This window comes from Hydrogenophaga sp. 5NK40-0174 (genome assembly GCF_040372165.1).
Classification (GTDB): domain Bacteria; phylum Pseudomonadota; class Gammaproteobacteria; order Burkholderiales; family Burkholderiaceae_C; genus Hydrogenophaga.
This window is the reverse complement of the sequence record NZ_BAABWG010000005.1, coordinates 133,720-153,117: the sequence shown is the minus strand read 5'-3', so window position 1 is coordinate 153,117 and position 19,398 is coordinate 133,720. Positions and strand designations below refer to the sequence as shown.

At 60.9% G+C, this 19,398-nt stretch carries 17 protein-coding genes; 11 read left to right on the top strand and 6 right to left on the bottom strand.

Annotated elements, in window-relative coordinates; all coding sequences use genetic code 11:
• Nucleotides 1-70 precede the first annotated feature (70 nt).
• The 4 genes from ABWV89_RS17245 to ABWV89_RS17230 form a co-directional block, all read right to left on the bottom strand.
• Entirely contained in the window at nt 71-835 is a 765-nt protein-coding gene (locus ABWV89_RS17245) for an SDR family NAD(P)-dependent oxidoreductase (protein WP_353399719.1), read from the bottom strand.
• Nucleotides 836-982: 147 nt separating this feature from the next.
• The gene (locus ABWV89_RS17240) at nt 983-2,230 is read right to left on the bottom strand and encodes a thiolase family protein (RefSeq protein WP_353399716.1); all 1,248 of its coding nucleotides are present in this window, start codon (nt 2,228-2,230) and stop codon (nt 983-985) included.
• Between the two features lie 142 nt (nt 2,231-2,372).
• Nucleotides 2,373-4,235, bottom strand: coding sequence for a feruloyl-CoA synthase (locus ABWV89_RS17235; RefSeq protein ID WP_353399713.1), 1,863 nt, complete (start codon nt 4,233-4,235; stop codon nt 2,373-2,375).
• A gap of 82 nt (nt 4,236-4,317) precedes the next feature.
• Nucleotides 4,318-5,106: a crotonase/enoyl-CoA hydratase family protein gene (locus ABWV89_RS17230; RefSeq protein WP_353399710.1), complete on the bottom strand. Its 789-nt coding sequence runs from the start codon at nt 5,104-5,106 to the stop codon at nt 4,318-4,320.
• 127 nt (nt 5,107-5,233) lie between these two features.
• On the opposite strand from ABWV89_RS17230, the gene ABWV89_RS17225 reads away from it, so the two are divergent.
• Complete coding sequence (locus tag ABWV89_RS17225) at nt 5,234-6,097, top strand: amidohydrolase family protein (RefSeq protein ID WP_353399707.1); 864 nt, start codon at nt 5,234-5,236, stop codon at nt 6,095-6,097.
• 147 nt (nt 6,098-6,244) lie between these two features.
• On the top strand, nt 6,245-7,273 hold the full coding sequence (locus ABWV89_RS17220; protein ID WP_353399704.1) for a TRAP transporter substrate-binding protein: 1,029 nt from the start codon (nt 6,245-6,247) through the stop codon (nt 7,271-7,273).
• 75 nt (nt 7,274-7,348) lie between these two features.
• Here the strand turns inward: ABWV89_RS17220 and ABWV89_RS17215 are convergent, their stop codons facing one another.
• Nucleotides 7,349-8,263, bottom strand: a complete 915-nt coding sequence (locus ABWV89_RS17215) for a LysR family transcriptional regulator (protein ID WP_353399701.1) — start codon at nt 8,261-8,263, stop codon at nt 7,349-7,351.
• A 173-nt stretch (nt 8,264-8,436) separates the two neighbouring features.
• Between ABWV89_RS17215 and ABWV89_RS17210 the strand changes: the two genes are divergently transcribed.
• The 6 genes from ABWV89_RS17210 (at nt 8,437) to ABWV89_RS17185 (ending at nt 15,321) form a co-directional block, all read left to right on the top strand.
• A complete protein-coding gene (locus ABWV89_RS17210; RefSeq protein WP_353399698.1) occupies nt 8,437-9,726 on the top strand; it encodes a gallate dioxygenase in 1,290 nt (429 codons plus the stop codon).
• 314 nt (nt 9,727-10,040) lie between these two features.
• Nucleotides 10,041-11,084 (top strand): TRAP transporter substrate-binding protein, encoded by a 1,044-nt coding sequence (locus ABWV89_RS17205; RefSeq protein ID WP_353399696.1) that lies wholly within the window; start codon nt 10,041-10,043, stop codon nt 11,082-11,084.
• A gap of 267 nt (nt 11,085-11,351) precedes the next feature.
• Nucleotides 11,352-11,879: a TRAP transporter small permease gene (locus tag ABWV89_RS17200; protein WP_353399693.1), complete on the top strand. Its 528-nt coding sequence runs from the start codon at nt 11,352-11,354 to the stop codon at nt 11,877-11,879.
• Between the two features lie 98 nt (nt 11,880-11,977).
• Complete coding sequence (locus ABWV89_RS17195; RefSeq protein ID WP_353399690.1) at nt 11,978-13,294, top strand: TRAP transporter large permease; 1,317 nt, start codon at nt 11,978-11,980, stop codon at nt 13,292-13,294.
• 130 nt (nt 13,295-13,424) lie between these two features.
• Nucleotides 13,425-14,324, top strand: a complete 900-nt coding sequence (locus ABWV89_RS17190) for an NAD(P)-dependent oxidoreductase (protein ID WP_353399687.1) — start codon at nt 13,425-13,427, stop codon at nt 14,322-14,324.
• Nucleotides 14,325-14,361: 37 nt separating this feature from the next.
• Nucleotides 14,362-15,321: an AEC family transporter gene (locus ABWV89_RS17185; RefSeq protein ID WP_353399685.1), complete on the top strand. Its 960-nt coding sequence runs from the start codon at nt 14,362-14,364 to the stop codon at nt 15,319-15,321.
• Between the two features lie 32 nt (nt 15,322-15,353).
• Here the strand turns inward: ABWV89_RS17185 and ABWV89_RS17180 are convergent, their stop codons facing one another.
• Complete coding sequence (locus ABWV89_RS17180) at nt 15,354-16,259, bottom strand: LysR substrate-binding domain-containing protein (RefSeq protein ID WP_353399682.1); 906 nt, start codon at nt 16,257-16,259, stop codon at nt 15,354-15,356.
• Between the two features lie 322 nt (nt 16,260-16,581).
• Between ABWV89_RS17180 and ABWV89_RS17175 the strand changes: the two genes are divergently transcribed.
• The 3 genes from ABWV89_RS17175 (at nt 16,582) to ABWV89_RS17165 (ending at nt 19,397) form a co-directional block, all read left to right on the top strand.
• Entirely contained in the window at nt 16,582-17,610 is a 1,029-nt protein-coding gene (locus ABWV89_RS17175) for an amidohydrolase family protein (protein WP_353399758.1), read from the top strand.
• 49 nt (nt 17,611-17,659) lie between these two features.
• The gene (ligK, locus tag ABWV89_RS17170; RefSeq protein WP_353399679.1) at nt 17,660-18,343 is read left to right on the top strand and encodes a 4-carboxy-4-hydroxy-2-oxoadipate aldolase/oxaloacetate decarboxylase; all 684 of its coding nucleotides are present in this window, start codon (nt 17,660-17,662) and stop codon (nt 18,341-18,343) included.
• A 121-nt stretch (nt 18,344-18,464) separates the two neighbouring features.
• On the top strand, nt 18,465-19,397 hold the full coding sequence (locus ABWV89_RS17165; RefSeq protein WP_353399677.1) for an amidohydrolase family protein: 933 nt from the start codon (nt 18,465-18,467) through the stop codon (nt 19,395-19,397).
• The last annotated feature ends 1 nt before the right edge of the window (nt 19,398 follow it).

Below are 19,398 nucleotides of genomic sequence, written 5' to 3'. Positions count from 1 at the left end.
TTTGCCGGTGCACAGGGCACCGCCCCCTTGAGGGGGTGACGCCGCGCAGCGGCGGCGCGGGGGTGGGCAGTTATCTAGGTGCCATGCGCAGCGCGCCGTCCAGACGAATCACTTCGCCATTGAGGTGACCGTTGGTGACGATGTGCGCGGCCAGCTCCGCAAACTCCTCGGGCTTTCCCAGGCGTGGCGGGAACGGAATGCTCTTGGCCAGTGATTCCTGCACGGCCTCTGGCAGCTCCTTCATCAGTGGCGTGGCGAACAGGCCAGGGGCGATGGTGCATACGCGGATGCCGTGTTGCGCCAGATCGCGTGCCATCGGCAGGGTCATGCCAACGATGCCGCCCTTGGAAGCGCTGTAAGCCTGCTGGCCGACCTGGCCGTCGAACGCTGCGACGCTGGCGGTGAACATCATCACGCCACGTTCGCCATCTTCCATCGGGTCGAGCTTGACGCACGCCGCAGCAAACAGTCGGCTCATGTTGTAAGTGCCGATCAGGTTGACCTGAACCACCTTGGCAAATGACTCCAGCGGAGCAGCCGAGCCGTCTTTGCCCACCACACGCTTGGCGGTGCCAATACCGGCAATGTTCATCAGGATGCGAGCCGGGCCGTGCGCTTTTTCTGCTGCTTCGATGGCGGCGCTCACGCTGTCGGTGTTGGTGATGTCGCACTCGATGGCAATGCCGCCGATTTCAGCGGCGACGCGCTCGGCACCGGCCTTGTTGACGTCGAGCACCGCGACCTTGGCACCCATGCGGGCGAGTTCACGTGCGGTGGCTTCACCCAGGCCCGAGCCACCACCGGTGACCAGAGCTGCTTGTCCTTGAACTTTCATGTGTATCTCCTGAAAAACGTGTCGAGAGAAGAGGTCTCAAATCCGAGGGTGCCGAGGATCAGGCTTCGCCTGTCCGCCAGGCACCGCCCCCTTGAGGGGGTGACGCCGCACGGCGGCGGCGCGGGGGTGGTCCAGTTTCGGGGGTGTTCAAATACCAGTGTTTTCGATCAGCAAAGCAATGCCCTGACCACCGCCGACACAGGCACTGGAAATGCCATAGCGTTGTCCGCTGCGTTGCAGCTCGCGGGCCAGTGTCAGCGTCAGGCGAACACCGGTCGCGGCGAGCGGGTGGCCCAGGGCAATCGCGCCGCCGTTGACATTGAGTCTGCCGATGTCCATGCCCAGCTCTTTGGCCACGGCCAGCGTTTGCGCACCTTGCGCTTCGTTCACTTCGAAGCGGGCGATGTCGTCCAGCTTGAGCCCGGTGCGTTCCAGCAGCAGGCGGATGGCGGGCGCTGGCCCGATGCCCATGATTTCCGGCGGCACGCCCACGGCAGCGGCACCGACCACACGTGCCAGTGGCTGGCGGCCCTTGGCTTTGGCGTATTCGCCAGAGGTCACTACGCAGGCAGCGGCGGCGTCGACCAATGCAGAGCTGTTGCCGCCGGTTTGCACGCCACCCTCAAACACGGTGCGCAGCTTGGCCAGCACTTCTGCAGGTGAGATGCGTGGATGCGTGTCGGTACTGACTTCGATGACCTTGCCTTGCAAGCGGATGCCGCGGGACTTGTAGCCGTCCATCTCGAACTTCTCGGTGATGACGGGTGTGATTTCACCTGCGAGGAAACCGCTTTCCTGAGCTGCAACCGCCTTGGCGAAGGATGAGGAAGCAAACGCGTCCACCTCTTCGCGGGTGATGCCGTATTTCTTCGCCAGGTTCTCGGCCGTCTGGATCATGTTGATGCCAGCAGCCGGATCCTTGAGCGCTTCCCACATGTAGTCCTTGAAACCCACCGGTGCACCCAGCTTGAAGCCGGTGCGGTGATCGAAAGCGGCAATCGGGTTGCGTGTCATGCTCTCGGTGCCCACCACCAGCGCGGCATCGCACACGCCGGCCTGGATGTGCTCGCCGGCGTGGCGGAACAACTCAAAGCCAGTGCCGCAGATGCGCTGGGCCATGATGGCGGGCACTTCGACAGGCACCCCGGCGTAGAGCCCCACGTGACGGGGCAGGAAGAACTGGTCGAAGTCGCCAGGCGCCATGTTGCCGGTGACCACAGAACCGATTTCCTCGCCACCCACGCCAGCGCGTTTGAGTGCCTCGCGTGCCGCCTTGATGCCCAGGTCAGTCGGGGAAATGTGCCCCAGCGCGCCGCAGTAGTCCACCAGGGGGGTACGTACGCCGTCCAGGATGACCACATCCTCGAACGAGTTGAAAAATCCACGGGTTGCCATGTTGTATTCCTTGAATCTCGAATGAACGCACAGCAGTACCAAGTGCCAACCATCTCAACCGAGGATGCCGCGGATCCGGCTCCGCCGGTCCGCAAGGCATCGCCCCCCCCTTGGGGGGTGACGCCGCAGGCGGCGCGGGGGGTTACCTCGGCTTGATGATGTAGTGCAGCTTGTCTGCGTGCAGGTTGGTTACCGTGTCGGCGCGGTGCTTGAGCACAGCGCGCTGGTTGATGGAACCTTTGTCTGTCACCTCGCCGCGATCGATGGTGGGTGCGTCGGCCAGAAGACACATGCGCGCAATGCGGTTGGCACTGCCGGTGGCCGTTTCCGCCAGCTTGTCCACGACGCCCTGAAAGAATTCCAGCACCGCAGGGTGGTCCAGTACGTCATGCAGTGACGCATCGGCAGGCAAATCAGTGAGCTTGCGCACCAGTGGAGTAGGGAAGACCATGGCGCCCACTTCCTTCATGTTCAGGCCAGTGAGCACCACGTCCTGGATGTAGGGCGCGCCAGCAGCAATGATCTTGCCGCGCAGAGGACCCACACTCACAAAGGTACCGGTGGCCAGCTTGAAATCCTCGGCGATCCGGCCGTCAAACTTCAGACCCAAGTGGATGTCGGTTTCGTCGATCCACTTGACGGCATCACCGGTGCAGAAAAAACCCTCGTCATCAAAGGCTTCCTTGGTTTCTTCCGGCATGCGCCAGTAGCCGGGTGTGATGTTCGGGCCACGGTAGCGCACTTCGACCTTGTCGTCGATGTCCACGAGTTTGAGCTCCAGGCCTGGCGTAGGCAGGCCCAGGTCGCCGGCTTGAACGTCAGGGCTGGTCACAAAGATGCCAAAGGGGCCGGATTCAGTCATGCCCAGGCCGGTGGTCATGACAATGCGTTCGCCAATTTCCTTTTCTGCCGACTCGAACAAGCTGTCCCAGATCGGTTGGGCCAGGGCGGCACCGGCGTAGAAGAACATCCGAACGCGCGAGAGCAGTGTCTTGCGCAGTTGCGGGTCTTCCTTCATCGCGTTGGCGATGGCTTCGAACCCGGTCGGCACATTGAAGTACACCGTGGGGGCAATCTCGCGCAGGTTGCGCAAGGTCTCGTGCATCAGCGCTGGCGTGGGCTTGCCGTCGTCGATGTACAAGGTGCCACCGTGGTAGACCACCATGCCGAAGTTGTGGTTGCCGCCAAAGGTGTGGTTCCAGGGCAGCCAGTCGACCAGAGTCAGCTCGCCCTCGGCCAGCAGGGGCATGGACGTCGCCATCTGCTGCTGGTTGGCGCACCACATGCGTTGGGTGTTGATGACGGCCTTGGGCATTTTGGTCGAGCCCGAGGTGAACAGGAACTTGACGATGGTGTCAGGCCCGGTGGCCTGCATGGCAGCTTCCACCGATGCACCAGGCTCGGTGGCCATCAGGTCAGCAAAAGCGGTGGTGGGGCGACCTTCAACCGCACCTTCTGCCGTGACCACCTCCACATCCTCGGCGATGGTGGCGTTGATGGCTCGGCTGAATCGTTCGGCATCGCGCGCGAAGACCATGCCGGGGGTCAGCGTCTTGATGACGTGCTTGAGCTTGTCGAAGTCCTGGCTCAGCAGCGAATAGGCCGGCGAGCAGGGGCAATAGGGAACGCCCGCATACACGCAGCCGAGCGCCATCAGGGCGTGCTCGATGCTGTTCTCGCTCAGGATGAGAACGGGACGCTCAGCCGAAAGACCACGGTTGACGATGGCCTGTCCGATGCTGCGAGCGGAGCTGAGCACTTGCGCAAACGTCACATGCTTCCAGTCACCCAGGCTGCCATCGGCCTGCTTCTGGCGCTGCGCGAAAAGCGTCTGGTCCGGGCGCTCTTTGGCCCAGTACACCAGTCTGTCCGTGATGCGATCGGGGAACTCGCCCAACGCCTTGTCGGCTTTGAAGTAGTGGGTGCCGGGGGCGCCGTCGCGCAAGGTGGAGCGCGTCACGCCAAACGTCATGTTGCGGTAGCGGGCTTTGGTCTGGGTGCTCATGTCTCTCTCGTGTTCCTGGGGTGAAATGAGAACAGCCGGCAGGCCTGCATCAGCAGCGCGGTTGCCAGCTGGCAGCGCAGGTTCAGCCTTTGCTGACTTTGGCGGCCTTGCCTTCGAGGAAGGCGCGGACACGCTCCTTGGCTTCCGGTGCGGCCTGGGCTATGGAGGCCATCAGGGCTTCAGTGAAGAACCCATGGTCGCCAGGCTGCTCGGCGATCCGGGGCAGTGCATGCATCAGAGCGAAATTGGTCATGGGGGCGTTGGCCGCAATGCGCGTGGCCAGCTCCATCGCCTTTTCCAGCGCCGTACCCGCAGGCACAACGTACTGCGAGAGCCCGACGCGCTCGCCATCTTCAGCGTTGTAAACCCGGCCGGTGAGCATCATGTCTGTCATGCGGGCTGCTCCGATCAGCTTGGGGACGCGCACCGCGCCACCGCCGCCGACAAAAATGCCGCGCGTGCCTTCAGGCAGGGCATAGAAGGTGGTGTCGTCCGCTACCCGGATGTGGCAAGCGCTGGCCAGCTCCAGGCCTCCGCCAACCACCGCACCGTGCAGTGCCGCAATGACGGGCACGGTTCCCTTTTCCACGCATTCGAGTGCAGCGTGCCACATGCGCGAGTGGAAAACGCCTTCGCTGGCGTCGCGCTCTTGCAGTTCGGACAGGTCCAGTCCGGCACAGAAGTGGTCACCCTCTCCATCCACCACTGCCGCCTTGACCGATTTGGGCAGGTTCTGGAAGACGTCCCGGATGGCCAGGATCAGCCCGTCATTCAGGGCATTTCGCTTGGCCGGGCGTGTCATCCGGATGACAGCGATCTGTTCCTGATCGCCGTGAAGAGTCATACTGAGGTCGGGGGTGATGGTCGTCATGTGATGTGCCATTTGTGCTTGTTGAGTGCCATGATTATTGTTATAACCAATAATCAAATCAAGCCCCTCTCATCGGATATCGCTCCGTATTTCCCCTAAGGGACCCTCTGCATAACCTGGATGCCTTATGGACCACAAGAACCTGATCGCGATTGACATACACACCCACGCTGAAGTGAGTTGCTGGAACCCCTTTGACGCTTATGGCGAGGAGTACGACCGCGCTGCCGATAAGTATTTCGGTAGCAACCGACGCCCGACCATCGAAGAAACCGTGGCCTACTACCGGGAAAAGAACATCGGCCTGGTGATGTTCACGGTGGACAGTGAGGCCAAACTGGGGCGGCGACGCATCCCCAACGAGGAAATCGCTGCCGCTGCCAAAGCCAACAGCGACATGATGATTGCGTTCGCCAGCATTGACCCCCACAAGGGAAAGATGGGGGCACGCGAGGCAGAGCGCCTGATCAAGGAAGAGGGCATCAGGGGCTTCAAGTTCCACCCCACGGTTCAGGGCTACCACCCATACGACAAGATGGCATGGCCGATCTACGAAGTGGTCAACGAGTACAAGATGCCCGCCATCTTCCACACCGGCCACAGTGGCATCGGCAGTGGCATGCGATGTGGAGGTGGACTGCGCCTGGAGTACAGCAATCCGATTCACCTGGACGACGTGGCCATCGACTTCCCCGACATGCAGATCGTCATGGCGCACCCCAGCTTTCCATGGCAGGATGAAGCACTGTCTGTGGCCATGCACAAGCCCAACGTGTGGATCGACCTGTCAGGCTGGAGTCCGAAATACTTCCCGAAACAATTGGTGCAATACGCTAACACCTTGCTCAAGGACAGAGTCCTGTTTGGCAGTGACTATCCGCTCATCACGCCTGAACGCTGGATGAAAGACTTTGAGGTGGCCGGCTTCAGGGAAGAAGTGATGCCGGGCATCCTCAAGGGGAATGCCGTCAGGTTGCTGGGACTGGTGTAAGCCTGGTGTCACTTGTTGGCCCGCTTTAGGGTAAACACCGGTCTCTGCAAATTTTGTCGTGGTTATAAACAATAACCAGTGAAAAAGAGGTGTGGTTTCACACCTCTTTTTTGTTGACCCCAGCCATTATTGAAGGAGAAACCGGACATGTTTTCATGGAAGAGAACGCTTGGCACCATGGCTCTGGCTGCCTCGGCGAGCCTGACCGCACAAGCGCAAGAAGTGACCCTGCGTTTCCACCAGTTCCTGCCGCCTCAGGCCACGATTCCATCCAAGGCGATCGCTCCCTGGGCCAAGAAGGTTGAAGAAGATTCCAAGGGTCGTATCAAGATTCAGATGTTCGGTGCCATGCAGCTCGGCGGCACTCCTCCGCAGCTGTACGATCAGGCGCGCGACGGTGTGGTCGACATCATCTGGACCCTGCCAGGCTACACGCCTGGCCGCTTCAACAAGGTTGAAGCCTTCGAGCTGCCTTTCATGGCGTCCCTGTCTGCCGAGCAAACCTCCAAATCTTTCTACGAATACGTTCAGAAGAATGCGATGGACGAGTTCAAGGACGTTCACGTGCTGACCGTTCACGTGCATGGCCCTGGCTTGTTCCACACCAAGAAGCCTGTCACCGGTCTGGACAGCCTCAAAGGCATGAAGATCCGCGGCGGTACGCGTATCGTCAACAACATGCTGACCAAACTGGGTGCTACTCCGGTGGGCATGCCAGTGCCTGCCGTGACCGAAGCCTTGTCCAAGGGCGTGCTCGATGGCACCACGATTCCATGGGAAGTGGGCCCAGCCCTGAAAGTGCCTGAGCTGGTGCACAACCACACCACCTTTGCCGGTGACCGCGCGCTGTACGTGACCACCTTTGTGGTGGCCATGAACAAGGCCAAGTACGAGAGCCTGCCGGCAGATCTGAAGAAGGTGCTGGACGACAACTCTGGCGCAGGCATGGCGTCCCTGTTCGGCAAGGCCATGGATGAAGGCGATGTGCGCGGCAAAGCCATGGCTGAGAAGAATGGCAACAACGTGGTGGCGCTGGATGAGGCTGAAACCGCCAAATTCCGCGAGACGGCTGCGTCTGTGGAAGCGGACTGGGTCAAGGAGATGCAAGGCAAAGGCATCGACGGAGCAAGCCTGGTGAAGCAGGCTCGCGCACTGGTACAGCAGAACAGCAAGTAAGTGCTGTCCCTCTGGACAGAAAAGGTCTCCCTCGGGAGACCTTTTTTGTTGGAAGGGGGCGGAGGGCAGGTGGGCTTACACGGGGGCGATCGCACCGCCCTCTGCCTGGTGTGCTGCTCGGTGCAGATGGGCGATGAAGTGACGGACGGCAGGTGACACTGTGGCGTCGCTGCGGACCATGGCGCCGACCGTGAGCGGCAAGCCTTGTTCGGCCACTGGAACAATGCTCAGATAGCGCGCGCAAAGCGGGTGCCTGGCGATCTGTATGGGCAGCAAGCCGACAAAGTCACCACTGCCGACGAGCGAGATCAGAGCCAGGGTGGAGTTGACCATGGCGCCTACCCTGGGCGCAGGCAAACCGCTGGATTCGTAGAGCTGCCGCGCATAGCCTTCGTGCTGGGCGGCACCTGTGTAGACCCAACGGGCACTAACAAGGGCCTTCAGCGATGTGGCTGTCTCGTGCGGGCTACCCTTGCGCACCACGACGACCATCCGAGTCTGAAGCAGCGGCTCGACCAGAAACTCGCCACTGGAGAGCCCTGCAGGGATACCGCCCACTGCCACATCCACTTCGCCCAGTCGCAGGCGCTGTAGCTGGGCAATGTAGAGCTCCTCGCTGATGCGCAGCCGGATGTCGGGATAAGAGGTGCCGAAAGTGCGCAGTGTTTCGGGAATGAGCAGCATGACCGCCAGCGGCACGGCGCCAATGGATAGCTCGCCCACCATATTGCCCCCGAGCTGCTGTATGCGATCGACTGCGGTGCCCAGCTCTCTGGATACCGAGAGCGCGTGGTCAAACAGGACCTTGCCTTGCGCGGTGGGCACCACGCCTTTGGATGAGCGCATCAACAACCGGCTACCCAGCTCATGCTCCAGCTCGCGCACGGTTTTGGTCAAAGCGGGCTGAGACATCCCCATGCGCCGGGCGGCCGCGCGCAGGCTGCCTTCTTCAATGGCAGCCACCAGGGCCTGAAGTGCGTTGAGTTTCATCTGGAACAGGCGTGAAAAAAGGGCGGGGCCATGAAAAAGAAACGCGATAGAAACAAGATGGCGATAACTCTAGGTTATCGCGAGAGGGAAATCAACATCTGTTCCGACCAGGGTCTGCCGGCCAGAATTCGACGCTTTTCGGCACCTTTTGCCAGTCAGATCAAGGAGACTCCATGGCCAGAATCGTCGGCGCAGTCGCTGCCTCCCATACGCCCACCATCGGGTTTGCCCAGGACAGCGGCAAACACCATGACCCCGTCTGGGCCCCCATTTTTGAAGCCTTCGAGCCATCACGCGCCTGGCTGGAAGAGCAGAGGCCGGATGTTCTGCTGGTGATCTACAACGACCACATCAGCTCGTTCTTTCTTGACCACTATTCGCCCTTTGCGCTGGGTGTGGGAGAGCGGTTCGAGGTGGCTGATGAAGGAGGTGGGGTACGCCATCTTCCCGGCATTGACGGCCACCCGGCGCTGGCTGCTCACATTGGCCAGTCTGTCATGGCAGATGCGTTCGACCTCTCATTCTTTCAGGGCAAACCTCTCGACCATGGCTGCTTCTCGCCGCTGTCGGTGTTGATGCGTCACGATGAAGGCTGGCCGGTGCCCATCATTCCGTTGCAGGTGGGCGTGCTGCAGTTTCCCATGCCGTCAGCCCGTCGTTGCTTCGACTTGGGCAAGGCACTGAGAAACGCCATCGAGAGCTACCCGGAAGACATCAAGGTCGCTATCGTGGCCACCGGAGGGTTGTCCCACCAAGTGCATGGTGAGCGCTGCGGTTTCAACAACGTTCCCTGGGATCAGACGTTTCTGGAGCTGATAGAAAAAGACCCCGAGCGGCTGGCTCAGCTCACCCAGGCCGAGCTCGCAGAACTGGGCGGCGTCGAGGGTGCGGAAGTCATCATGTGGCTGGTCATGCGCGGAGCCCTCTCGGCGTCAGTGGTCAAGCGGCACCAGGCGTACTACCTGCCCTCCATGACCGGCATTGCCACGGCCGTCTACGAGAATCAGGCGCATGGAGCCGTTGCGGGCGAAATCAGGCGCCAACAGGACCACATGGAAACGCAAACCCGTGGTGCAGAGAATCTGCAGGGGACTTATCCGTATACGTTGGCGCGCAGTGTGAAAGCCTTGCGCCTCAACCGGTTCCTGCATGCCATGACCGAACCGGCGCACCGCCAGGCCTTTCTGGCCGACGAGGAGGGTGCCTACATACGCGCGGGCCTGAGCGACGTGGAGTCAGACCTCTTGCGCCGGCGTGACTGGCGTGGCCTCATCCACCATGGGGCGATCTTCTTTGTTCTGGAAAAATGGGCAGCCGTTCTGGGTGTGAGCAATCTGCACATCTATGCCGCCATGCGAGGAGAAAGCCTGGAGGGCTTTCTGCAGACTCGCAACGCGCCCAGCGCGGTCTATTCGGTAGCGGCCGTATCGGCCGGTCAGCCAGCTGCGTTCGAAGAAGACTGAGGTGGGCGCAGCCCCTGTAGAACATGCTAGGGGTAAACCCGATGCCATTGCACTTTCAGGGGCAAGATCACTGGTTCGGGAACCCGCGATTTGTCTGGGGATCTTTAACATTCATGAGGACTCAACCCCTCATTCATAGCGATACGGCATATCTGCTTGTGATGGCGGATTCTGGTTTTGGCAGGCCTTCTCTCGCATAGTTGGGGCGCTGCTACTGTCGGTGTCGGGTCTTTCCGCCCTGACTGCCTGCAGTGCGACCCAGGATCAAGCCCCAGAAGCTAGACCGTCCGCTTCATTTACCTAGGAGACTGTTCATGATTTCATTCAATCGTCGCCGCAGCCTGATCGCTGCTGCCGCCACCGCCGTTGCCACACTTGCCAGCGGTGCCGCTTTCGCCGAGGGAACGGTGACGCTGCGTTTCCACCAGATGCTGCCACCGCAGGCCACCATTCCTGCCAAGGCCATCATGCCCTGGGCCAAGAAGGTCGAGGCGGAGTCCAATGGCCGTATCAAGGTCCAGGTATTCAGCGCCATGCAGCTCGGCGGCACCCCCCCGCAGCTGTTCGATCAGGCCAAAGACGGCGTGGTTGACCTGACCTGGACGGTGCTGGGCTACACCCCTGGCCGCTTCAACAAGGCCGAAGTGTTCGAGCTGCCCTTCATGAGCGGCTCTGCCGAACAGTCTTCCCGTGCTTTCCAGAAATACGTTGAGGCTTACGCGGCAGACGAGTTCAAGGAAGTCAAGCTCATCGCGGTTCACACCCACGGCCCAGGCCTGTTCCACACCAAGAAGCCAGTGACGGGCCTGGAAAGCCTCAAAGGCATGAAAATTCGGGGCGGCTCTCGCATCATCAACAACATGCTCACCAAACTGGGCGCTACGCCAGTGGGCATGCCCGTGCCGGCCGTGAGCGAAGCACTGTCCAAAGGTGTGATCGACGGCACCACGATTCCATGGGAAGTGACGCCTGCCGTGAAGGTCACCGAGTTGGTGGGTAACCACACGACTTTTGCCGGTGAGAAAGGCCTGTACACCCAGACCTTTGCCGTGTCCATGAACAAGGCCAAGTACGACAGCCTGCCTGCCGACCTGAAGAAGGTCATCGACAACAACTCCGGCGTGGAAACGGCAGCCCTGTTCGGCGCGGCCATGGACGCTGGCGACAAGGCTGGCAAGGCCATTGCCGAAAAGCGAGGCAACAACATCGTGGCACTGGATGAAGCCGAGACCAAGCGCTGGCGCGAAGCTGCGGCCACCGTTGAGGCCGACTGGATGAAAGAGGTGCAGGGCAAGGGAATCGACGGCGCCAAGCTGGCCGCTGCTGCCCGTGACCTGATTGCCAAAGAAACCAAGTAATCCGGCATCTGCTCACTCTGATTGCCCGGGCTGCTGTCCTGCCAAAAGCAGCGCGGCACCCGGGTAATCAGTATGTGAATCCGAGACGCGGAATTTGCCCCCAGGGCCAGATGCGCCTCGGTCTGTTGTTCTTTGTTGTCAAATCAAGGTGAGGACACCTTGTGCAATACTTCGATCGGTATTGCGTTTCCCCGGCACTTCGCGGCTGTTCGCCCTGAGCCAATGTCGGCTTCTGCTCCGATGTGAGCAGCGAAAGGATATTTCATCATGATGCGTTGGATTGACAGGCTGGCTCAGTGGACCGCCCTTTTCGGCGGCCTCATTCTGGTGGCTTTGACACTGATGGCCGTTGTCAGCATTACAGGGCGCTCGCTGAACTATGTCGGTCTCGATCCGATGCCGGTTCCCGGTGATTTCGAACTGGTGGAATCAGGCATTGGCGTCGCCGTGTTCTGTTTCATGCCCTGGTGCTTTCTGCGCAATGGCCATGCCACTGTGGACCTGCTCTACATGCACATGCCCAAATGGTTCCAGCGCAGCATCGACATCATCAGTGACCTGGTGATGATGGCCGTCTGGCTGGTGCTGACCTGGAAACTCTATGAGGGCACCGTCGAGAAGAAAGAGTACCTGGAGACGACTTTCATTCTTCAGATGCCACTGTGGTGGGCCTATGCTGCCTGCTTTGTGGGAGCCGTGATTGGCTGCATCGCGTATGTGGCCAAGGCCTTGACGCACCTTGGCCTGTTCAAGGCCCCGCCTGAATGGGTGGCCCAAGGTGGTGGCGCTCACTGAGGCTGCCTCACCGTGAAGCGGTTTTTCATGCCTTGCCGAGCCTGAGCCGCGCTCCTTCGTTTCCCGGTCCGAACGTGCTTTTTTTGTGTTGAACCCTCATGTCTAATTTTGAACTGGCCCTGTGGTCATTTCCTCTGCTGCTGCTGCTGATCTTCATTCGCGTACCGATTGGCTTGGCCATGCTGGTGTGCGGTCTTGGCGGCTCCTGGGTGGTCTACGGGTCGGCGATCCCCATCCTGAGCCAGCTCAAGCAGGTGACCTACACCACCTTTGCCAGCTATTCGCTTTCCGTCATTCCTTTGTTCCTGCTCATGGGGCAGTTTGCAGCTCTGGGGGGGCTCTCTCAGGCGCTGTTCAAGGCGGCAGAGGCATGGATTGGTCACCGCAAGGGCGGCGTGGCCATGGCCGCAGTGGGCGCTTGCGCCGGTTTTGGCGCCATTTGCGGCTCTTCGCTGGCCACTGCTGCCACGATGGGGCAGGTGGCCTTGCCCGAACTCAAGCGCTCTGGGTACGCAGGCGGTATCTCCACGGCCTGTCTGGCCGCTGGTGGCACGCTGGGTATTCTGATTCCCCCGTCTGTGGTGCTGGTGATCTATGCCATCCTGACTGAGCAGAACATTGCCAAGCTGTTCCTGGCGGCATTTGTGCCTGGCATTCTGGCCGCCATTGGCTACATGATCGTGATTGCGATCTATGCGCGCCTCAAGCCACAGGATGTGGGTTCCATGGAGCCCATGCCAATGGAAGAGCGGCTGATCGCCACTGCCAAAGTCTGGCCTGTGCTCGTGATCTTCGCACTGGTGGTCGGCGGCATTTACGGCGGCTTCTTCACGCCGACCGAGGGGGCAGCAGTTGGCGCCTTCGGTACGGGCATGGCAGCCTGGTTTGCCGGCGGCCTCAATCGCAAGACCCTGATTGGCGCCATCGTCGGAACGGCTGTCGCCTCTGGCATGATTTACATGATCGTGCTTGGCGCAGGTGTTTACAACACTTTTCTGGCGCTGTCCCAGCTTCCGCAGGAAGCGGCGATGGCTGTGGCAGGCTGGGGCGTGAGCCCCTGGCTGGTGTTGATTGCCATCCTGGTGCTGTATGTGATTCTGGGTTGCTTCATGGACTCTTTGTCCATGATCCTGCTGACCATCCCTGTGTTCTTCCCGATCATCACAGGCCTGGATTTTGGCCTGGGCCAGGAAGAACTGGCGATCTGGTTCGGCATTCTGGTGCTGATCGTCGTGGAGGTTGGGCTGATCACGCCACCGGTGGGCATGAACCTGTTCGTGATCAATTCACTGTCGAGGGAAACGCCCATCAGTCACACCTACAGGGCCGTCATGCCATTCGTGGCCAGCGACATGGTCCGGACAGCCATCCTGATCGCGTTCCCTTCCATCACGCTGTTTGCTTTGCGCCTCTGATCAAGTCAAGGGCAGACCACTCGGTCAAGCCATCTCATGACATGAGGCCTGGAAGTCAGTCACGCCAGGCCTCTTTCTATTCCGGCGAGGCGCGTGTGATCGGCGTCGCCGGATGCAAGGAGTGATATTCATGTCTGCATCTTTCCGCCTCGGCATCATCGGATTCGGAGAAGTGGGCAGCACTTTCGCCCAAGGGCTCAAGGGCGTGATGGCATCCGTCTCGGCTTGGGACCTTTTGCTGGGCGATGACGCCGCAGCGACGTCCATGCGCGCGCGGGCCGAGGAAGCAGGCGTGCATGCTTGTGCGGGGATGGCCGAGCTGTGCGAGCGATCGGACTTCATCATTTCGGCTGTCACAGCGTCCAATACGCTGGCGGTGGCCAAAGAGGCGGCAGCCCACATCGGGCAGGGAAGCTGGTTCATCGATCTCAACTCCGCATCGCCTGGCACCAAGCAGGCAGCCGCTGGCCACATCGATAGCGCAGGTGCCCGTTATGTGGAGGCAGGCGTCATGACTTCCGTTCCCCCCTATGGCATCAAGGTACCCATGCTGCTGGGAGGGAAGCATGCAGCCGAGATGCTGCCGGTTCTGCAGGGGTTTGGCATGGCGGTCAAACACGCGAGCGACAAGCTCGGCATCGCTTCGGCCACCAAAATGTGCCGCAGCGTGATGATCAAAGGCCTGGAAGCACTGGTGATCGAGAGCTTTACCACTGCTCGCCACTACGGCGTCGAAGAGGCCATGATCGCGACCTTGCAAGAGACGTTTCCCCAGATCGACTGGCCCAGGCAAGGCGAGTATTTCTACAGCCGTGTGGCGCAACACGGCAAACGCCGGGCCGAAGAAATGCGTGAAGTGGCCAACACGGTTCGCGAAGCCGGGTTCGAGCCTTACATGGCTGCAGCCATCGCGCAAAAACATGACTGGATGGCTGCCAGGGCGCGGGGTGGCAGTTTCGCGTCCGTCAGCAAGAAGCCACGCTGGCAGGAATGGGCAGACGGTTTGCTCGCCTCGCGCGAGCAGTCGTGACCTTGTCGTGCATCACGTCTCGCACTAGACGATTGCCATGCTGGACATCCTGAGCATCACCGGACCGATCTATCTGTGCATTCTCACAGGCTATGTGGTGACGCGCATGGGCTTGTTCACGCGAGAGGACATGCGCGTATTCGGCAAGTTTGTGATCAATCTGGCTTTGCCGTCACTCCTGTTCAATGCGCTGTCACAGCGTAGCGTGAACGAAATCCTCAATGGTCAATACCTGACAGCGTACGCGGTGGCCGGTCTGTTGACGCTCTCGCTCGGCTTTGCATGGGCACGGTGGGGCAAGGGCGGCTCCATGAGCCATGCCAGCATGATGGCCATGGGCATGAGTTGCCCCAACAGCGGCTTTGTCGGCTATCCCACCATCCTGCTCACGCTCGGCGCCTCCACGGCGGGTGTCTCTCTGGCACTGAACATGATGGTAGAGAACCTGCTCATCATTCCCATCCTGCTGGCATTGGCCGACATGGACGCCGATGGCAAAGGCGACTGGCACCAAGCCTTCAAACGATCGCTGCTGGGCCTGGTGCGCAATCCGCTGATCATTGCCATCGTGCTGGGCATGATGGCGTCCTTTGCCGGCTGGCAGCTGCCTGGGCCGATTGCCAGAAGCGTGGACCTGTTTGCCAAATCCAGTGGCGCGCTCTCCCTGTTTGTCATCGGTGGTGGACTGGTGGGGCTGAAGGTACACGGCATGAAGGCCACGGTGGCGCAGATCGGCATGGGCAAACTGGTCTTGCACCCATTGGTGATGTGTGTGGCGCTGCTGTTCATCGTGCCAGTTCATGACCCGTTACTGCGGACTGCGGCACTGCTGACCTGTGCCATGCCGATGATGGGGATCTACCCGATTCTCTCGCAGCGCCATGGACACGAGGGCGTGAGTTCGGCCGCCTTGCTGGTCGCGACGGCTGCCTCGTTTGTGAGCCTCAACCTCTTGCTGTGGGGGTTGGGACAAGTCCCTGGCTGGTTGCCGGGTTGAGCGGCGCCTGCGACCCAGGCGGACAGGTGGCCTCAGCGTTTGTCGAGTGAGGCGTGCGCTTCCTGAATCAGGTCGAGTGTTGCCCGCTGGGTCAGCGTGGTTGGCCGCAATGCGCTCGTCGCCAGGCTCAACCGGATGCGCATTGGCGGCGAGAGCGGCCGCAGCTGGTAGGCCGATGGCCTGACAGAGCTGGCGACAGCATTGCGCGAGAGCAGGGCCGCGCCAGCACCGTCGGCCACCAGGTCCAGAATGGCGGCAATGCCGTCAATCTCCAAAGCCACCTTGGGTCGGCAGCCCACGCCAGCGAGCGCCGTCTCCACATGCATGCGCACGGCGTTGGGCAGACTGGGAATGACCAGTGGCAAGTTGGCCAGCATGGTGAGGTCCACTGGCTGAGGCGGTGGATCCTCTGCCAGCCCTGGCGGGCGCGGCTCTACCAGCAGCAACTCTTCGTCAAGCAGGGGCTGGATCTCGATATCGGGTGAAGGCTGCGCGTTGTAGAGCACGGCAATGTCCAGGCGCCCGGTGGTCAGCCATTCCTGCATGCCGGCAGACAGACCTTCGCTGATCGACAGGCTGGCTTCAGGCAGGCGCTCCCGGAAAAGGCGTGTGAGCGGAACGGTCAGCACCCGGGCCAGACTGGGAGGCAGTCCTATCGCCACACGCCCGGCCAGCGCGCCACGTACCCGACCCAGTTCTTCCTTGGCGCGTTCGACCTGGTGCAGGATACCGCGCCCGTGCTCCAGCAGCAGCTTGCCCGCATCGGTGGGCACTGCCCCTCGCCCGTTGCGCACCAGCAGATGCTGGCGCAACTCGACTTCCAACTGGCGAATCTGCCTGGACAGGGCAGGTTGTGCAACGTCCAGGGCAGCTGCCGCGCGCGTGAAGCTGCCCAGTTCAGCCACGCGAACGAAGTACTCGATCTGCTTCAAGTCCATCTATGCAATCTCGATATGTTTGCACCACTTTTATACCAGATCGTTCTGGGGTGATCTGCCCCGCAGGAGACGAGTGGGACTCAAGCTGGGCGGATGTTGAGAGGATGTGGTGCCGTGTGTCGAGATGTCAGTCATTTGATATAGCCAAGCCATCGGATATTCGAAATTGCTCTATCTGATAGCAGGGGCACCGGATTGGTCCGCACGGGGCTTCCCGTCACAATGATCGCTCGGGTCCGCGTGCCCACCACTTCCAATAACTCAGCACCCAGTGCAGGCGCGGCGCCTGCGCAACGGAGACACCATGAGCCAAGCCAACCCTCTGATCATCGACTGTCATGGTCACTACACCACCGCGCCGAAGGCGCTGGAAGACTGGCGCAACCAGCAGGTTGCAGGCATCAAGGATGCTTCGGTCAAACCCCGTCCGGCAGATCTGAAGATCAGCGACGACGAGCTGCGCGAATCGATCGAAACCAACCAGCTCAAGCTGATGCTCGAGCGCGGCTCCGACCTGACCATCTTCAGCCCGCGTGCCAGCTTCATGGCCCACCACATTGGCGATTTCGAAGTCTCCAGCACCTGGGCGGCGATCTGCAACGAGCTGTGCTATCGCGTCAGCCAATTGTTCCCCGACAACTTCATCGGCGCTGCCATGTTGCCGCAGTCACCCGGCGTCGACCCCAAGACCTGCATCCCGGAGCTGGAGCGCTGCATCAAGGACTACGGTTTTGTCGGCATCAACCTCAACCCCGATCCATCGGGTGGCCACTGGACCAGCCCGCCACTGACCGATCGTCACTGGTACCCCATTTACGAAAAAATGGTGGAGTACGACATCCCGGCCATGGTCCACGTCTCGACCAGCTGCAACGATTGCTTTCACACCACCGGTGCGCATTACCTGAACGCGGACACCACGGCCTTCATGCAGTGCCTGCAAGGCGATCTGTTCAAGGACTTCCCGACGCTGCGCTTTGTCATTCCCCATGGTGGAGGCGCAGTGCCCTACCACTGGGGCCGTTTCCGTGGTCTGGCCCAGGCACTGAAGAAGCCGCTGGTGCAAGAGCACCTGCTGAACAACATCTTCTTCGACACCTGCGTGTACCACCAGCCCGGCATCGACCTGCTCACCAAGGTCATTCCGGTCGAGAACATCTTGTTTGCGTCCGAGATGATCGGAGCTGTGCGCGGTATCGACCCGGAAACCGGCTACTACTTCGACGACACCAAGCGCTATGTGCAAGCCACGCCCAACCTCACGGAAGAGCAGCGCTACATGGTTTACGAAGGCAACGCCCGCCGCGTGTTCCCGCGCCTCGATGCGGCGTTGAAGGCCAAGGGCCGCTGAAACGGTTGCCGCACACCACCGCACTGCTGAACACCCACAGGAGAAATGAATGTACGAACTAGGCGTCGTTTACCGCAACATCGAGCGCGCTGACCGCGAAACCGCTGACGCGCTGGCCGCTCTGGGCAGTGCCACCGTGCACGAAGCCATGGGCCGAGTTGGCCTGCTCAAGCCCTATATGCGCCCCATCCAGACGGGTGTTCAGGTTTCCGGTACGGCCGTGACCGTTTTGCTCCACCCTGGCGACAACTGGATGATGCACGTCGTGGCCGAACAGATCCAGCCTGGGGATGTCGTGGTGGCTGCCATCACCGCTGAATGCACCGACGGCTACTTTGGTGACTTGCTGGCCACCAGCTTCCAGGCCCGTGGGGCACGCGCGCTCATCATCGATGCCGGCGTGCGCGATGTGAAGACGCTCAAGGAAATGAACTTCCCCGTCTGGTCCAAGGCCATCAGTAGCAAAGGCACCATCAAGGCCACGCTGGGTTCAGTGAATATTCCGGTGGTGTGCGCCGGGATGATGGTGAACCCCGGCGATGTGATGGTGGCCGACGACGACGGCGTGGTGTGTGTGCCCAAGGCCAAAGCCAAGGCGGCGCTGGAAGCAGCCATCAAACGCGAGGCCAACGAAGGCGAGAAGCGCGACAAACTCGCCTCCGGCGTGCTCGGTTTGGACATGTACAACATGCGCGAGCCGCTGGCTGCCGCAGGCCTCAAGTACATCGACTGACCCAGGCTTACCCCCGCCGCGCTTTGCGCGACCCCCTCAAGGGGGCAACACCTGCAGCCCGGCGAAGCCGGTTCTGCTGTGTTCTCGACTTGGGGCGTTATCGATCATTGGAGGTTGTTGAATGACGAAACCCACATCGGGTGATTTCACCAAGACTGCTGGCTGGCTGGACTGGTACGCCGGCCCTGCCAAGCCCAAATTCCACTTGCCTGCAGGGGCGGTGGATGCACACTGCCACGTGTTTGGCCCTGGCGGCGAATTCCCCTATGCACCTGAGCGCAAGTACACGCCATGTGACGCCTCCAAGGCCGAACTTTTTGCATTGCGCGATCACCTGGGCTTCTCGCGCAATGTGATCGTGCAGGCCACCTGCCACGGTGCCGACAACCGCGCCATGGTCGACGCCTGCAAGGCCAGCGAAGGCAAAGCGCGCGGCGTGGCCACGGTTCGGCGAACGGTCACCGACGAAGAGCTGCAGGAATTGCACGACGCCGGTGTACGCGGCGTGCGTTTCAACTTTGTCAAACGTCTGGTCGATTTCACGCCCAAAGACGAGTTGATGGAAATTGCCGGCCGCATCGCCAAGCTGGGCTGGCACGTGGTCATCTATTTCGAGGCGGTGGATCTGCCTGAGTTGTGGGACTTCTTCACCAGCCTGCCGACCACCGTGGTGGTGGACCACATGGGCCGCCCGGATGTGAGCAAGCCGGTGGATGGCCCTGAATTCGAGCTGTTCCTGAAGTTCATGCGCGAGCATGACAACGTCTGGAGCAAGGTGAGCTGCCCTGAGCGCCTGTCCGTCACCGGACCCAAGGCGCTCGACGGCGAGCAGCAGGCCTACCAGGATGTGGTGCCGTTTGCGCGCCGTGTGGTCGAAGAGTTCCCTGACCGCGTGCTCTGGGGCACCGACTGGCCACACCCGAATCTGAAGGACCATATGCCGGATGACGGCCTGCTGGTGGACTTCATTCCGCACATCGCCCGCACGGCGGAGTTGCAGAAAAAACTGCTCGTGGACAACCCCATGCGCCTGTACTGGCCTGAGGAAAACTGAT